This is a genomic window from Nocardia spongicola (assembly GCF_047200775.1).
Lineage (GTDB): Bacteria > Actinomycetota > Actinomycetes > Mycobacteriales > Mycobacteriaceae > Nocardia.
In genome coordinates this window covers 25,347-41,570 of record NZ_JBJZOO010000018.1, presented here as the reverse complement: position 1 = coordinate 41,570, position 16,224 = coordinate 25,347, and the positions used below count along the sequence as shown (strand labels likewise).

The 16,224-nt window shown below is 65.7% G+C and carries 12 protein-coding genes; 2 read left to right on the top strand and 10 right to left on the bottom strand.

The window, feature by feature from the left end:
- Positions 1-48: 48 nt before the first annotated feature.
- The 9 genes from ppc to infC form a co-directional block, all read right to left on the bottom strand.
- Positions 49-2,802: a phosphoenolpyruvate carboxylase gene (gene ppc / locus ACL02S_RS21465; protein ID WP_412804296.1), complete on the bottom strand. Its 2,754-nt coding sequence runs from the start codon at positions 2,800-2,802 to the stop codon at positions 49-51.
- Between the two features lie 162 nt (positions 2,803-2,964).
- Positions 2,965-3,987 carry a hypothetical protein gene (locus ACL02S_RS21460; protein WP_412804269.1) on the bottom strand — a complete coding sequence of 341 codons (1,023 nt, stop codon included), beginning with the start codon at positions 3,985-3,987 and terminating at the stop codon, positions 2,965-2,967.
- 466 nt (positions 3,988-4,453) lie between these two features.
- Positions 4,454-5,221 (bottom strand): alpha/beta hydrolase, encoded by a 768-nt coding sequence (locus ACL02S_RS21455; protein ID WP_412804268.1) that lies wholly within the window; start codon positions 5,219-5,221, stop codon positions 4,454-4,456.
- Positions 5,222-5,403: 182 nt separating this feature from the next.
- On the bottom strand, positions 5,404-7,929 hold the full coding sequence (gene pheT / locus ACL02S_RS21450; protein WP_412804267.1) for a phenylalanine--tRNA ligase subunit beta: 2,526 nt from the start codon (positions 7,927-7,929) through the stop codon (positions 5,404-5,406).
- Between the two features lie 33 nt (positions 7,930-7,962).
- Positions 7,963-9,024, bottom strand: coding sequence for a phenylalanine--tRNA ligase subunit alpha (gene pheS / locus ACL02S_RS21445; protein ID WP_412804266.1), 1,062 nt, complete (start codon positions 9,022-9,024; stop codon positions 7,963-7,965).
- Positions 9,025-9,208: 184 nt separating this feature from the next.
- The gene (locus ACL02S_RS21440) at positions 9,209-10,015 is read right to left on the bottom strand and encodes a TrmH family RNA methyltransferase (protein WP_412804295.1); all 807 of its coding nucleotides are present in this window, start codon (positions 10,013-10,015) and stop codon (positions 9,209-9,211) included.
- A gap of 126 nt (positions 10,016-10,141) precedes the next feature.
- Entirely contained in the window at positions 10,142-10,522 is a 381-nt protein-coding gene (rplT, locus tag ACL02S_RS21435) for a 50S ribosomal protein L20 (protein ID WP_043723410.1), read from the bottom strand.
- A gap of 111 nt (positions 10,523-10,633) precedes the next feature.
- A complete protein-coding gene (gene rpmI / locus ACL02S_RS21430) occupies positions 10,634-10,828 on the bottom strand; it encodes a 50S ribosomal protein L35 (protein ID WP_040706116.1) in 195 nt (64 codons plus the stop codon).
- A 55-nt stretch (positions 10,829-10,883) separates the two neighbouring features.
- Complete coding sequence (infC, locus tag ACL02S_RS21425; protein ID WP_412804265.1) at positions 10,884-11,531, bottom strand: translation initiation factor IF-3; 648 nt, start codon at positions 11,529-11,531, stop codon at positions 10,884-10,886.
- Between the two features lie 408 nt (positions 11,532-11,939).
- On the opposite strand from infC, the gene ACL02S_RS21420 reads away from it, so the two are divergent.
- Together ACL02S_RS21420 and ACL02S_RS21415 are read left to right on the top strand one after the other, a co-directional pair.
- Entirely contained in the window at positions 11,940-12,281 is a 342-nt protein-coding gene (locus ACL02S_RS21420) for a DUF1844 domain-containing protein (RefSeq protein WP_412804264.1), read from the top strand.
- A 138-nt stretch (positions 12,282-12,419) separates the two neighbouring features.
- A complete protein-coding gene (locus ACL02S_RS21415) occupies positions 12,420-13,130 on the top strand; it encodes an alpha/beta fold hydrolase (protein ID WP_412804263.1) in 711 nt (236 codons plus the stop codon).
- 88 nt (positions 13,131-13,218) lie between these two features.
- On the opposite strand, the gene uvrA is transcribed toward ACL02S_RS21415, so the two are convergent.
- Positions 13,219-16,164, bottom strand: a complete 2,946-nt coding sequence (gene uvrA, locus ACL02S_RS21410; RefSeq protein ID WP_412804262.1) for an excinuclease ABC subunit UvrA — start codon at positions 16,162-16,164, stop codon at positions 13,219-13,221.
- Positions 16,165-16,224: the final 60 nt, after the last annotated feature.

Below are 16,224 nucleotides of genomic sequence, written 5' to 3'. Positions count from 1 at the left end.
CCGAGTACTGGGGTGGATACCACCGCGTATATCGCAGATCCCGGCAACTCAGCCGGAATTGCGCAGCGCGGTGGCCAGGCCGTTCATGGTCAGCAGTATCCCGCGTTCGACCAACTCCGAATCGTCGCCCGCGCGCAGCCTGCGCAGCAGTTCCACCTGCATCTGATTGAGCGGCTCCAGATACGGGAAGCGATTGTGGATGGATTCCGCGAGCGCGGGGTTATCGGCGAGCAGATGATCATTGCCGGTGATCGCGGCGTGCATACGGATGGTGCGGGCGTGTTCGTCGCGGATCATGCCGAAGATCTGTTCCCGAAGCGCCACATCATCGACGAGTTCGGCGTAGCGGGCGGCGATGTCCAAATCGCTCTTGGCCATCACCTGGGCCAGATTGGACAGCACCGTCCGGAAGAACGGCCAGCGGCGGTATAGATCCGTCAATGTCGCCAGCCGCCGCGGATCACCATCGACCCATTCCTCCAACGCGGTGCCGGTGCCGTACCAGCCGGGCAGCATCACCCTCGCCTGACTCCAGGACATCACCCACGGAATGGCGCGCAGGTCCGCGACAGAGTTCGTCGGCTTGCGCGAGGCGGGTCTACTGCCGATATTCAGATTGCCGACCTCGGCGATGGGGGTGGACTGGCGGAAGTACTCGACGAAACCCGGAGTTTCGTGCACGAGCCGCGCGTATGCCGCACGGGCGCGTGCCGCCAGCTCGTCCATGATTTCGTAGGACGGTTCCGCGTCGGCGCCGAGGCCCTCCGTGTCCAGCAGGGTCGACTCCAGCGTGCCCGCGATCAGCGATTCCAGATTACGATGCGCCGCACCGGGTTCGGCGTATTTGGCGGCGATCACCTCACCCTGTTCGGTGAGCCGCAACGAGCCACGGACCGCACCGGCGGGCTGAGCGAGGATCGCGTCGTAGCTGCGCCCACCACCGCGGCCGACCGTGCCGCCGCGGCCGTGGAACAACCGCAATCGGATACCGGTCTCGCGAGCCACCTCGACCAGATCCAGCTCCGCCCGGTACAACGCCCAGTTCGCGGCCAGGTACCCGCCGTCCTTGTTCGAATCGGAATAGCCGAGCATCACCTCTTGGCGCATCCCACGCGCCGCCACCAGCTCGCGATACACCGGAATATCGAGTGCCGCGGACAGGGTCGCGGCCCCGGCGCCCAGATCTTCGATGGTTTCGAACAGCGGCACGATGCCGACCGAGCAGCTCGGCGGCTGGTCCGGCTCCCCAGGATCGAGCAGTCCCCCTTCCTTCAGCAGCAGGGCGGCCTCCAGCAGATCACTGACCGAGGTGCACATACTGATGATGTAGTTCGGCACCGCCTCCGCACCGAACGTGACCACGACGTCCCGTGCGGCACGGACGATATCGAGTTCTTTGGTGGCGAGCTCGCTCAGTCGCGCGTGTGGACCGAGCAGCGGGCGGCGGGTGCGCAACTCGGCCGCGAGCAACTCCACCCGCCGCTCTTCCGGCAAAGCCGCGTAATCCGGGTGCACCCCGGCCCAGGCAAGCAGCTCCGCGACCACCTGCTCATGCATTTCGGAATTCTGCCGCATGTCCAGCCCCTGCAAGTGGAAGCCGAATGTCTCCACCGCATGACGCAACGCGGCAAGGCGATCATCGGCGAGTAGACCGTCTCCGCTGTTGCGCAACGAGGCATCCACGGCGTCGAGATCATCCAAAACCGCCTGCGGTGTCGGATACGGCTCGGCCGCGGCATCGAAACCATCCGGCGGGGCTGCACCGAGCGCGGCGCGCGCGGTAGCTGCCAGCCGGTTCCGGATGTGATGCAACGCACGACGATACGGTTCATCAGCATGCACGGCCGGATCGGCGTATCCGGTTTCGGCGAGCGCGGCCACTTCGGGGGTCACCTGGACCAGCCGAGCCGAGAGAGCCAGAGTCTTCTCCAGCTCCACCAGCTCGTGCAGATAACGGCCGAAGGCGACGCTCGCGGCACGGTGAGCGGCCTGCCGCACCACATCCGCGGTGACATACGGGTTGCCGTCCCGGTCCCCACCGATCCACGAGCCGGGACGCAGGATCGGGCGCGGCAGCAGCTGCACCTCCGGCCATCGGGCGCGCAACGCGGCACGCACCTGAGCGTTGATCGCCGGGATCACCTCGAACAGGGTGAGGTCGTAATAACGCAAGCCCACCGCGATCTCGTCCTGGATCCGTAAGCGGGCCAATCGGATCAGCGCGGTCCGCCACAGGCTGAGCACCTGCCTGCGGATCTGCAGCTCCGGCTCGGCGCGCTCACTGCCGGCGTAACGCTGACGCAGACGCATCAGCTCGGTGATCCTGGCCTGCGCGTCGAAAACGGTACGACGGCGGGTCTCCGTCGGATGCGCGGTGATCACCGGTGAGACCAGCGCATCGGCAAGCAGATCCCGCACCCTGTCCCCGTCCAGTGCCGCCGCGTCCAGCTTGCGGTAGGTCGCCGCGAGCGAGGAATCCTGCGGCGGTTCCCCGGCCGCCTCGTGAGCGGCGCGACGCCGGTCGCGCTGGATGTCCTCGGCCAGATTGGCCAGCAAGACGAAATAGCTGAACGCGCGGATGAGCGGGAGGGCCACCGCGATATCCACCCCGTCCAGCATCTGCGCGACGGCGCTGCGTCCGACCTCCTCCCGGCGCACCCGGAATGCCTCGATGCGTACCCGCTCGATGAGATCGAAGACCTCGGGGCCCTCGTGATCATGGATGATGTCACCGAGCACGCCACCGAGGAACCGGATGTCGTCACGCAGTGGGCGGGTAGCGTCCTGTGCGGTGTCGGTCATCGATTCAGCCATGGTCAGACACTATTGCGCGGCAGCACGTGCCGGTATGCGACACGGCCCACACCGGCGCGGGATCGATGCGTGGACGCGAGCCGGGACGCCGACCCCGAATAACCGGTATGGCAGGGTCCGCTTCCCGGTAAGCCGTCCTCCTGATGGGAGCTATGTCCCGGCGAGGATGCCGAGCACGGCATCCGAGGTGTAGAAGGGGGCGAGGCGCTCACGAATCAGGCCGGCCAGAACCCCCTCACGCTTCGCTCCCTCGATGACAGCAGGGCCGTAACGCAGGATCTCCGCCGTGATATCGGGGCCAGTGAGCCCGAGTTCTGGTAGCAGAGCCGCCAGCGTGTAGTCACCGTACTTGGTGAAGAACACCTCGACGCATTCGTCGACCAGCAGGCCGAAGTACTCCTTCTCCCTGGTGGTGACAGCGATTTCATAGCACAGCAGTACCAGCTCGTTGAGATCTTTCTGCGTGAGGTACTCGCGCAGTCCGCTGACCGATTCATCGGCGTGCAGATCCCAGAACTCCATCGCGGCATCGTGCACCGGTGCGTCGCGCAGCATCTCGCGGATCGCGTTGTTGGTGCGCTTGAGCGCGAACAACGCCCCCTTGCCCGCCAGATCGCCGACGAAGGTGCCATCGGCGACCTTCTTCGCGCGCGTGGCGGCGGATTGCCCGAGCGATACGAGCGAGGAGACACCAGGGATCTTCTCGGCCCGCTCCCGGTTGGCCTGGACGAAGTCGTTGATCAGCTTGTCCACGAACTTCGAGGCGACAGTAGCGACCAACGGGCTCTCGGTGAGCCGGTCCAGCAACCGCTCCTGCGCCTGATGCATGCCGAAAAGCTTCTCCAGCAGTGCCTCCACCGGCTCACGGTCGACCACTTCACCGAGCGTGTAGTCGTGATCAGCGGCAATACGATCGTAGAGGGCATCGGCGAAAACGCCTGTCATATCGGCGAACACCGGGCTACCACCGATCAGTTCGACAACCGTACGCACAGTCTCCTTGGCCTGCTCGACGTCGACGATATCCCGGAAGATCAGCGTGTCGGCTACCCCGAGCACGGCTTCGGTATCGCGCGCGATCACTTCGGTGAAGCGCTCACCGGTCACTTCGGCGAGCAGGAATTCCACCTGGGCATCCAGCAGCCGTTCGGCAATGTCCCTCGGCTCGGTCATCGATTTCCACCCTCATCACAGTCGTAGTCCGGCACCCGGCCCGGCTTACCGCCGGTATGGGCCGATATCGCTGCCACACAACGATTTCCGTATCCGGTCCAGGCGCACACGCGCGATCTCCTCGCGCGCCTCCCGCTAGTCGTCCACGCTCCGGTCGCCGACATCCGCCGGCCGTGTTCGCCCCTTCCCCACGCGGTGCCGAAACGCTGCTCGACCCTATCGTGAACCGGCCCGAAAAGAGCGCCCACCGAAGAGCACCCACTTCCGCTCGCGACCCACCCCGAAATACCCGTTGGCGGTACTGGTATCCCTGACACCACGAATGGGCCGCCGACCTGCCCGGACACCTCCACCGCCAGATCTGACGCAAGACGACCCTCGCAGACGTGATGGGAGTCATAGCCGAGAAGAAGTCACATCACTCGAACTCGGCATCTCGAGCTCCGCCGCGGACCCGCGACCGTGCTCACTGCCGGACGAGGGCGCCCGCCCAGTCGCGTACGAGGTTGTACCAGGTCGAGCCACCGGCGATGAACAGGTCGTTGTGTCCCGCATCGGGGAAGACGACGAGACGCTTGGGCCGGTTCGCCGCGGCATAGAGCCGTTCGGCATGCCACACCGGCATGAATTCGTCCTGCTCTCCGTGCATGATCAGCACCGGGACGCGCAGCGTTCGAATCCGCCGCTCGTTCGGATAGGCATCCGGCACCAACACTGCGGGCAGGAACGGATACTTCGAGTGAAATACATCGCGAATGCGGGTGAAAACGGACATCAACATCAACCCAGCGGGCGGGTGCTCCTGCGCCAGCTCGATCGCGACCCCGCAACCGAGCGATTCCCCCAGGTAGAGCACATGTTCCTGGTCGATACCAGGTTGCTCCAGCAATGCCTCGCGGGCCGCGCGGGCATCGCGATACGTACCACGTTCGGTGGGCTTTCCGGTGCTGCGTCCGAAACCGCGGTAGTCGAAAGCCAGCACATCGAAACCCGCCTCCACGAGCAGGCCGAACAGCGGCACCCAGCTTCCGATATTGGCCCCTTTGCCGTGGATGAAGAGAATATGCCCCACAGCACCCCGCGCAGGCATCCACCAGCCGTGCAGAGTTTCTCCATCCGAGGTGTTCAATGACAAGTCGGTGTACTTCATACCGAGCGCCGCCGGGGTCCTTGCCAGCTTCCGCTCCCGCTTATAAGTCCGTGCATTGAAGATCGGTCTGATCGGATGTGGCATACCCTCGTTCTTACTCCTGCTCGATAGCAAGCGGGTCACGCTCGAATGATCGACCTGAGCAAATAACAAGCATCGACCTCGGAAGCCGAGACCGCGTACGGCGAACGACAGTGCGTGGCGACGGCCGAGCGAGCGGGACCCGTGCGGCCACACCGGCCACACGGGTCAGAGGAGCGCAACGATCAGCCGCGCAGAACCGCCCCAACGGCCTCGGTCGCGGCAGCGACGGCCGCGTCTCGCGCCGCGCTGGCCTCATCTTCGGTCAGTGTCCGATCGGTGGCACGGAAACGCAGCGCATAGGTGAGCGACTTACGCCCCACACCAGCCTGTTCGCCTTCGTACACGTCGAACAACGCGATGTCCTCCAGCAACTCGCCACCGCCGGTGCGCAACGCGGACTCCACCGAGGCGGCGGGAACCGTCTTCTCGACACTCACCGAGACATCCTGCAGCACCGCGGGGAACGGCGACACCGTCGGAACCGGCCGCGCTTCGCGCAGCGGCAGTGCGTCCAGATCGAGCTCGACGGCGCAGGTGCGCGGCGGCAAACCGGAACGTTCCAGCACCGCGGGGTGCAGCTCGCCCGCGTATCCGATGACGGTCCCCTCGCTCACCAATTCAGCACAGCGACCGGGATGCCACGGCAACTGCGCGCCGGAGCGGCGACCGACGGACACTCCTGCCGCATCCGCGACGGCATCGGCGAGAGCGAAGGCATCGGCGGCCTCGACCGGGCGGCCATGACCCCATGGCCCACGCGGATCACGGCGACCGGTCAGCACCGCGGCCACATGCACCGGTTGCGCCGGGAGCGAGCCGAGCAGTTCGGCGAGCTGCGCGTCGGTCGGACGACGATCCACCGGCAGCGCTTCCACCGCCCTTGTGTTCGGCCCGGGCAACACGACCTGCGCGATACCGTAGATGGCGAGGTCACGAGCGCCACGGGAAATATTCCTCGCGGCGACTTCGAGCAATCCGGGCAGCAGAGTGGTGGCCAGCTCGGCGCGATCCACGTCGAGCGGGTTCAGTACCCGGGTAGTGACGCGCCGCGGATCATGGGCGTCCAACCCCCAGGTGTCGAAGACGCCCGCGGGCAGAAATACCGGCGGCGGAACCTCAACGCACCCGGCGAAGGCCAGCGCGCGGCTCACCGCACGACGACGGCGCTGTGCCGGGGTGAGGCCACGCCCCGCGGGCGCGGTCGGCAGCACGGACGGGATCTGTTCCAGCCCCTCCAGCCGCAGTACCTCCTCCACCAGATCGGCGGGAGCGGCCAGATCGGGCCGCCAGCTCGGCGCGGTCACCACCAGCTGACCGTGTCCTTCCGCACTGACACCGATGTCGATGGCGCAGCCGACCTGGGCCAGCCTGCGCGCGGCGGTCCCGGTCGGATAGGTCACCCCTGCCACCCGGTCGGCCAGCTCGATGTCCATCCGGATCGCCTCGGCCGCCGGGACCGGAACCCGGATATCGTTCAGCACCGGCTCGACGGTTCCGCCCGTGATCTCGGCGAGCAGCGTGGCCGCGCGGTCGAGCGCGACGACATTCAGCTCGGGATCGACGACCCGCTCGTACCGTTTCCCCGCCTCCGATACCAGCTTGTGCCTGCGCGCGGTCCGGTAGATCAGCAGCGGATTCCAGGTAGCCGCCTCCAGCAGGATATCGGTGCTCTCCGCCCCCACCTCGGTGCTCGCGCCGCCCATGACACCGGCCAGTGAGATGACGCCGGACCCGTCGGCGATCACCACGTCCTCTGCGGTGAGTACCCGTTCCACATCGTCCAGGGTGCGCAGGGTCTCCCCCTGGTTCGCGGTGCGGACCACCAAGCCACCCGATACCTTCTCGGCGTCGAAGGCGTGCAGCGGCTGCCCCAGTTCGAGCATGACGTAGTTGGTGACGTCGACCGCTGGCGAGATGGGACGCACCCCGGACAGCAGCAGCCTGCGCTGCAACCACCATGGGCTGACCGCTTTCGGATCGATACCGGTGACTCGGCGCGCCGCGAACCGAGTGCACTCGGAGCTCGGCTCGACCTCGATCGACCAGGCCTGCTGCTCATGATCGGGCAATGTCCGCACGGCAGGATCGGCGTAGTCCAGATCGAAACCGCAGGCCAGCTCACGTGCCAGCCCACGAACCGAGAAGCAGTAGCCGCGGTCGGGGGTGATGTTCAGCTCGATGACGGTGTCGTCCAAGCCGAGCAGTTCATTGGCGTCGGTACCCGGCTCTGCGGTCCCCGGCTCCAGCACCAGGATGCCGACATGGTCCTTGCCGATCCCGAGTTCGGCGACCGAACAGATCATCCCGTGCGAGACATGCCCATAGGTCTTGCGCGAGGTGATCCGGAATCCGCCGGGCAGCACCCCGCCGGGCAGCACCACGACCACCAGATCGCCGACGGCGAAATTCCGTGCGCCACAGATGATCTCCTGCAGCTCGGGTTTACCGATATCCACCTTGCAGAAGCGGATCGGTTTCTTGAACTCGGTCAACTCGGTGATCTCGGCGACCCGGCCGACCACCAGCGACGACTCGCCACCCGGCTCCGTCTCGCCGCCCGCCGAGCCCGTGACTCGCGCAAGCGTGTCGACCTCTTCGACTTCCAGACCGACCCGGACGAATCCCGCGTCGAGCTCTTCTGGTGTCACCGACCACTCGGGGTTGGTGCGCTGGATGATGTCGGTCAGCCAGGACTGCGCTACTCGCACGTGACGTTTCGCTCTCTCGATCGAAGGGTGAGGTCAGGACTGGATACCGAAGGGCAGCGTGAAACGCACGTCGCCTTCGACGATATCCCGCATATCCGGGATGCCGTTACGGAACTGCAGCGTCCGCTCCAGGCCCATACCGAACGCGAAGCCGCTGTAGATCTCGGGATCGATACCGCTGGCGATCAGCACCTTCGGGTTCACCATGCCGCAGCCGCCCCATTCGACCCAGCCTGGACCGCCTTTCTTGTCCGGGAACCACACGTCGACCTCGGCGGAGGGCTCGGTGAACGGAAAGTAGTTGGGTCGCATGCGGGTCCGGGTATCCGGCCCGAACAGCGCCCTGGCCAGCGCGTCCAGCGTGCCGCGCAAATGCGCCATGGTCAGGCCTTTGTCCACCGCCAAACCCTCGACCTGGGAGAACACCGGGGTATGGGTGGCATCCAGCTCGTCGGTACGGAAAGTGCGGCCGGGACAAGCCACATAGATCGGCAGCTCGCGTTCCAGCATCGAACGCACCTGTACCGGAGAGGTATGCGTGCGCAGGACCTGTCGTGAGCCCTCCGGTGCGATATGGAAGGTGTCCTGCATGGTGCGCGCCGGATGGTCGGGCAGGAAATTCAACGCGTCGAAGTTGAAGTGCTCGGTCTCCACTTCGGGCCCCTCGGCGATCTCCCAGCCCATCCCGACGAACACATCCGCGATCTGCTCGGAGATGACCGTGATCGGATGCCTGGCGCCGACCGCGGTGCGGCGGGCTGGCAGTGTCACGTCGATGGTCTCGGCGACCAGCACAGCGGCGTCCCGCTCGGCCAGCAGAGTGACACGGCGGGCCTCGTACGCCTCGGACACCCGCGACCTGGCGAGATTGACCCGCTTGCCCGCATCGGCCTTCTCCGACTTCGGCAGGCCGCCCAGCGCACGCTGAGCCAGGGCCAGCGGCGCTTTAGCGCCTAGATGCTCGGTCTTCGCGAGCGCGAGCGCATCCAGATCGGTGGCCGCGGCGAACGCCTTTTCCGCGGCCGCCGCGGCCGCCGCCAATGCCTCCTCGGTCAGCGCCGCGTTCTGCTCGCCTGCGTCGATGTCGTCGGCCACGATGCTCAGTCTCTCCCCTGGGGATCGGTTCGCGGGCACAGCTGCTTGCTGATCCGCATTGCTGCTGGTCGCATCGTATTCGATGCTTCGGGAGCGGTTCACCCGGATTACCCGCCACAGCCGAGCGAGCCGGTGAGCGACTCGGAATCGGGGGTATTGTCCGGGATGCACCGCAGTGGACCGATCAGGAATCGGCGCTACGGTAGCGGACGCGGGAATTCGCGTAGAGACAGATCGCCGCGGCGGTGGCCAGATTCAGACTCTCGGCCCGGCCCCGGATCGGGATGCGGATGCGATGATCGGCACGGCGCGCGACAGCGGGGGCCAGACCGTGTGCCTCATTACCGAACAACCACGCGACGGGCCTGGTGAACAACTCGTCGGCGTCGTCGAGGTCGACCTCACCGTTCGCCGCGGTCGCCACAATGGTGAGACCTGCCGCCGTGATCGAATCCAGTGTCTGTCCGATATCTCGCTGCCGGGCGATCGGCACATGGAAGACACTGCCCGCGCTGGCTCGCACACATTTGCCGTTGTGCGGATCGACGCTGTCGCCCGCCAGTACCACACCGTCGGCACCAACGGCGTCGGCGAGCCGGACGAGGGTTCCGGCATTGCCGGGTTCGGCCATCTCGACAGGGACGGCGAGCATACGCGGCCCAGCGGCGAGTATCCGCTGGACCGGCACATCGAGCAGGTCGCAGACTGCCACTAATCCCGGTGCTGTGACGGTTTCCCCGAGCTGCCGTGCCGCGCGGTCGCTCACCAGCGTGGCACGGATCCCCGCGGCGACCGCGCCCGCGATCAGCGCGTGGTCACGCTCGGCGGCGGCCATCGAGTAGAACAGCTCATGTACGTGGGCGTTGTCCAATGCCGCGGCCACGGCATTGGCACCTTCGGCGAGGAAGTGGCCCGCTTTGCGACGCTCCGCGCCGCGCTGTAGCTTGACGGCAGAAACGACCCGTGGGTTGCGCTCACTGAGCGCTTCCACGGGTCGCTGCGGCAGGTGCTCGGGCACCGGCCGATCCGGCGCCGACGGATTCCTGCTCATGATCGCGCCGCACCGGCGGCCGACGCCGTCATGCCACGCGGTTGCGGTGTCCGCCGCTCATCCCGCTCATGCGGCAGGAGCGTTGACATCCTGCGGCAGGGCGGCCTTGGCGATCGCGACGAGACCGGCGAACGCCTCGGCGTCCGATACCGCGAGCTCGGCGAGGATCTTGCGATCGACCTCGACGCCCGCCGCCTTCAGGCCCTGGATGAAACGGTTGTAGGTGATGTCGTTGATCCGCGCCGCGGCGTTGATCCGAGCGATCCACAGCTTGCGGAAATCGCCCTTACGCGCCCGGCGGTCCCGGTAGGCGTAGGTGAGCGAGTGCAGCTGCTGTTCCTTGGCCTTGCGGTACAGCCGCGAGCGCTGGCCGCGGTAGCCTTTCGAGGCCTCGAGGATGGAACGGCGCTTTTTCTGAGCGTTGACGGCTCTTTTGACGCGTGCCACTGATCAGTCCTGTTCGATCTGGGGCGCGGACAGCGCCCGGAAATGGTTCGGGGGTAGCGCGCCGGAGACGCTTCCGTCGCGTCGTACCTGGCGGCCTGCGCAGCGGCGCAATCAGATGCCGAGCAGCTTCTTCACTCGGCGGACATCGGCGGCCGCGACGACCTCCGTGCCGTCCAGACGACGAGTCCGGCGAGTGGGCTTGTGCTCGAACAGGTGGCGACGATTCGCCTGCTGGCGAAGCAGCTTGCCTTTACCGGACACCTTGAATCGCTTCGAGGCGCCGCTGTGGCTCTTCATCTTCGGCATGGATTCCTCTATCTGTCGTCCCGGCGGCCGGGGACCGCCGTGTTCTGATCGGTGTTTACTGCGGGCCGGCCTTCTCGGCCTGCCCCGCGGCGGGCTTGGCACCCGGTGTGGCGCTCGACGCCTGGCGCGGAGCCGACTCCTGCTGCGCCTTGGCTCGGGTCTTCGCGCCCTTGTGCGGGGCGAGGACCATGGTCATATTGCGACCGTCCTGCTTGGCCGAGGTCTCCACGAACCCGAGGTCGGCGACATCGGAGGCCAGTCGCTGCAGCAACCGGAACCCGAGTTCGGGCCGGGACTGCTCACGCCCTCGGAACATGATCGTCACCTTGACCTTGGACCCCGCTTCGAGGAAGCGCACGACATTACGCTTCTTGGTCTCGTAGTCGTGGTCATCGATCTTCGGCCGGAGCTTCTGCTCCTTGATCACGGTCTGCTGCTGGTTCTTCCGAGACTCACGCGCCTTCTGCGCCGTCTCGTACTTGAACTTGCCGTAGTCCATGATCTTGCAGACCGGTGGACGGGCATCGGGCGCTACCTCGACCAGATCGAGGTCGGCTTCGAGGGCGACGCGTAGTGCATCTTCAACACGCACGATCCCAACCTGTTCGCCGCCGGGCCCGATGAGCCGGACCTCGGGAACACGGATGCGATCGTTGATGCGGGTCTCAGTGCTGATGGGGCCTCCTAGGTCAAGCGGTGTCATCGGACGACCGCATGCAATAACTGCAACCCCTGTTCAACACAGAGGCCTCGATGCGGCATTCCCCGCACGAGGCCCGATGTCGACCGATCGCCGACCGCGAATCATCGCGAATCGCCTCTCATGCGGCGGTCCTCCTGCGAGAACCCCGACATGAGAAACCCGCCTCCTCGGGCGGGTGACCGGACCGTTGAACCGTATGAACACGGAACCGTACGAGAAATATCGTACGAGCGCTCGTCGGCAACGGTGGGAGTCGGGCTCCACTTATCAGCCCCGGACGGATCCAGGGCGGTCGTCAGCGAACAGTGTAACATTCGCTTCGACTATCACCGAATCAAGAGCGCCGCGGTCAGGACCACAGCGCCCGCCACTACGAGCCGCATCGGTGGTGTCGCTAACCTGAAGGGCATGACCGACGAGCTCGACGCCTCCATACGCGAACTGGCCGATATCCCCGCGGTCGAGGTGATCAGCCGCGCCTGCGTGATGTTGATGAGCTCGGCGGCGGAGAAACTCGGCTTGGCCGACGAGGACCCGGATACCAGCGCACGTCGCGATCTGGACGAGGCACGGCGGGTGATCACTGCGCTGGCCGGTCTGGTGACAGCCTCGGTGGAATACCTCGGCCCGCATGCCGGACCGATCCGCGAGGGCCTGCAATCGCTGCAGCGCGCCTTCCGAGAAACCTCCGCCCACCCCGACGAGCCGGGCAAAGGTCCGGGCGAGAAGTACACCGGCCCGGTCTACTGACCCAGGGAAATGGGCGCGGCACGCCGGGCAGGCACCCGAACCACCGGCGGCCCACCTTTCTTCGCGACCGCATTCCGGAATATTCCGCAGGCAGGACATTCCGGAATATTTTCCGTAGGTAGGACACAGTGAGGGACTATGGCTACTCGGATTCTTCTCGCTCCCGGATTCTGGCTCGGCGCATGGGCGTGGGATGAAGTCGTGCCCGTCTTGCGCACACGCGGCCACGAAGTACAGGCACTCACCCTGCCAGGACTGGATACCGCTGACCCCCACCGTTTGTCGGCGACCCTGGAAAACCAGGCACAGGCCATCATCGATGCGGTGCCTCCCGGCGAGGCCGTCGTCCTGGTCGCCCATTCCGGTGGCGCCGCACCCGCCTATCTCGCCATCGACCGCGCTCCCGACTTGTTCCGCAGGGTGATCTATGTCGACAGCGCACCGCTGCCGAACGGCTTCGTCATCAACTCCGCACTGGATATCGCCGCGCGGGAGTGGCCGTTGCCGGAGTGGTCCCGGCTGGAGGACGAGGGCAACAGCTTGGCGGGATTGGACGCGGCGGTCCTGGCACGCTTCCGGGAGCGGGCCGTGCCGCAGCCCGCGTCCGTTGCCGCGGCGCCATTGCGATTGAGCGATTCCGCCGCCCGGCTGGCCGTTCCCGCCACCGTGATCTGCAGCAGTATCACCGCCGATCGAGTCAAGAAATTACGAGACAACGGCGCGATAGCGACCTTCACCGAATTGGCACGCATCGACGCCGAATATCTCGATCTGCCTACCGGCCATTGGCCGATGTGGTCCAAGCCGAAGGAACTCGCGGAGCTGATCCACACCGTCGCCGACCGCTGACCTGTGAAGGACATAGGGCGCGCGGAGAGCACGCGAGTAAGGAGTCCGGCGCGCTCTGTGCTCGACAGCGCCGCGCCGGACACCGGGATCAGCTGACCGCCGCCTTCTTCGCCACCCGTTTGGTAGCCTTCGCCGCTGTTTTCTTCGCCTGCGCCTTCCGTGCCGCACCCTGCGGCACGGACCGGTGTAACACCTCCCGCAAGAAGTGGCCGGTGTAACTGCCCGCAACGGCAGCTACCTCTTCCGGCGTGCCCTGGGCCACCACTTTCCCGCCACCGGAGCCACCTTCAGGCCCCATGTCGATGATCCAATCGGAGGTCTTGATGACATCCAGATTGTGTTCGATGACGATCACCGTATTGCCCTTGTCGACCAGCCCGTTGATAACGGTGAGCAGTTTGCGGATGTCCTCGAAGTGCAGGCCGGTAGTCGGCTCGTCGAGGATGTACACCGTCCGGCCGGTGGACCGCTTCTGCAGTTCGGCGGCCAGTTTCACGCGCTGGGCCTCACCGCCGGAGAGGGTCGGCGCGCTCTGCCCGAGGCGTACGTAGCCGAGACCGACATCCACCAGGGTCTTGAGGTAACGGTGGATCGAGGTGACCGGTTCGAAGAACTCCGCGGCCTCCTCGATCGGCATATCCAGTACCTCGGCGATGGTCTTGCCCTTGTAGTGCACCTCCAGTGTCTCCCGGTTGTACCTGGCGCCATGGCAGACCTCACAGGGGACATAGACGTCCGGCAAGAAGTTCATCTCGATCTTCAAGGTGCCGTCGCCGGAGCATGCCTCACAGCGACCACCCTTGACATTGAAGGAGAACCGGCCCGGCTGGTAGCCCCGCACCTTTGCCTCGGTGGTTGCCGCGAACAGCGTGCGGATCTTGTCGAAGACACCGGTGTAGGTGGCCGGGTTCGACCGTGGCGTTCGACCGATCGGCGACTGGTCCACCTGCACCAGTTTGTCCAGATGATCGAGCCCGTTGACCCTGGTATGCCTACCGGGCACCTGCCGTGCGCCGTTGAGGCGATTCGCCAGCACTGTCGCCAGAATATCGTTCACCAGCGTCGATTTCCCCGAACCGGATACCCCGGTCACCGCGGTGAGCACGCCGAGCGGGAAGGCGACATCGATACCCCCCAGATTGTGCTCTCTGGCGCCGACGACGGTGAGCTGCCGTTTCTTCTCGACCGGGCGACGCGCCGACGGCATCTCGATCTGTTCCCGGCCTGCGAGATACGCGCCGGTCAGCGAATCCGGATTGGTGAGCAGCTGCTCATAGGGCCCGCTGTGTACCACCGTGCCGCCGTGTTCACCGGCGAACGGGCCGATATCGACCACCCAGTCCGAAGCCCGGATGGTGTCCTCGTCGTGCTCGACGACGATCAAGGTGTTGCCGAGATTACGCAACCGGGTGAGTGTGTCGATGAGTCGGCGATTGTCCCGCTGGTGCAGGCCGATGGACGGTTCATCGAGGACGTAGAGCACCCCGACCAGACCGGAACCGATCTGTGTCGCCAGCCGGATGCGCTGTGCCTCACCACCGGAGAGCGTGGCGGCCGCACGAGAGAGCGTCAGGTACTCCAAACCGACATCGAGCAGAAAACCCAGCCGTGCCTGCACCTCCTTGAGCACCTGCCCGGCGATGGCGGCCTCGCGTTCGCCCAGGGTCAGCGAGTTCAAGAAGGTCGCGCATTCCCCGATGGACAGATCACTGACCTCTGCGATGGACTTCTTGTCTCCCGCCGCGGTGACGGTGACCGCGAGGATCTCCGGACGCAGCCGGGCACCACCGCACACCGGGCACGGGATATCGCGCATATACCCGTCGTAGTGCTCCTTCATCTGCTCGGATTCGGTGTTCGCCATACGCCGCTGCAGGAACGGCATCACACCCTCGAAATCCGCGTAGTACGAGCGCTTGCGACCGTAGCGGTTGGTATAGGACACATGCACCTGGTCGGGACTGCCCTCCAGCACGGCCTTACGCGCCTTCAGCGGCAGGTCCTGCCATGGCGTGTCCATGGAGAAGCCGACGACTTCGGCGAGACCGGACAGCAGCCTGCTGAAATACTCGGAGGTCTGGCCGCGCGACCACGGGGCGATGGCGCCCTCGTTCAGGCTCAACGCCGGGTCTGGCACCACCAGCTCCGGGTCGACCTCCTTGCGGATACCGAGACCGGTGCAGTCCGGACAGGCGCCGTAGGGCGAGTTGAACGAGAACGAACGCGGCTCCAGATCCTCGATATCGAGCGGATGACCGTTCGGGCAGGCGAGCCGCTCGGAGAAACGGCGCTCCCGATCGTGCGCGTGCTCGTCGCGGTCGACGAAATCGAGCACGACGATACCGTCGGCGAGCCGCAACGCGGTCTCGATCGAATCGGTAAGGCGCTGTTTGGCATTCGGCTTCACCGCCAAACGGTCGATCACGACCTCGACGTCGTGCTTCTCCTGCTTCTTCAACTTCGGCGGATCGGTGAGCGGGTACACCACGCCGTCGACCCGCACTCGGGCATAACCCTGGGCGTTCAACTGGTCGAACAGGTCGACGAACTCACCTTTGCGGGTACGCACCACCGGGGCGAGTACCTGGAAGCGGAGGCCTTCCGCCATCGCGAGCACCTGGTCCACGATTTGCTGTGGTGTCTGCTTGGCGATCAGCTCACCGCATACCGGACAGTGCGGCGTACCCGCTCTCGCATAGAGCAGACGCAGATAGTCGTAGACCTCGGTGATGGTGCCGACCGTCGACCGTGGATTGCGGTTGGTCGATTTCTGGTCGATGGACACCGCGGGCGAGAGCCCCTCGATGAAATCGACATCGGGCTTGTCCATCTGGCCGAGGAACTGCCGTGCGTACGCCGACAGCGATTCGACATAGCGCCGCTGACCCTCCGCGAAGATGGTGTCGAAAGCCAGGCTCGACTTCCCGGAGCCGGACAGACCGGTGAACACGATGAGGCTGTCGCGCGGTAGGTCGAGATCGACCCCTTTGAGGTTGTGCTCTCGCGCTCCGCGCACAGTGAGGCGTTCCGCCACAGGTCGTCCCTTCTCCTACGTGTTCGACGTCCAGCGTGTTCGGAGTCCAGACATACTCCT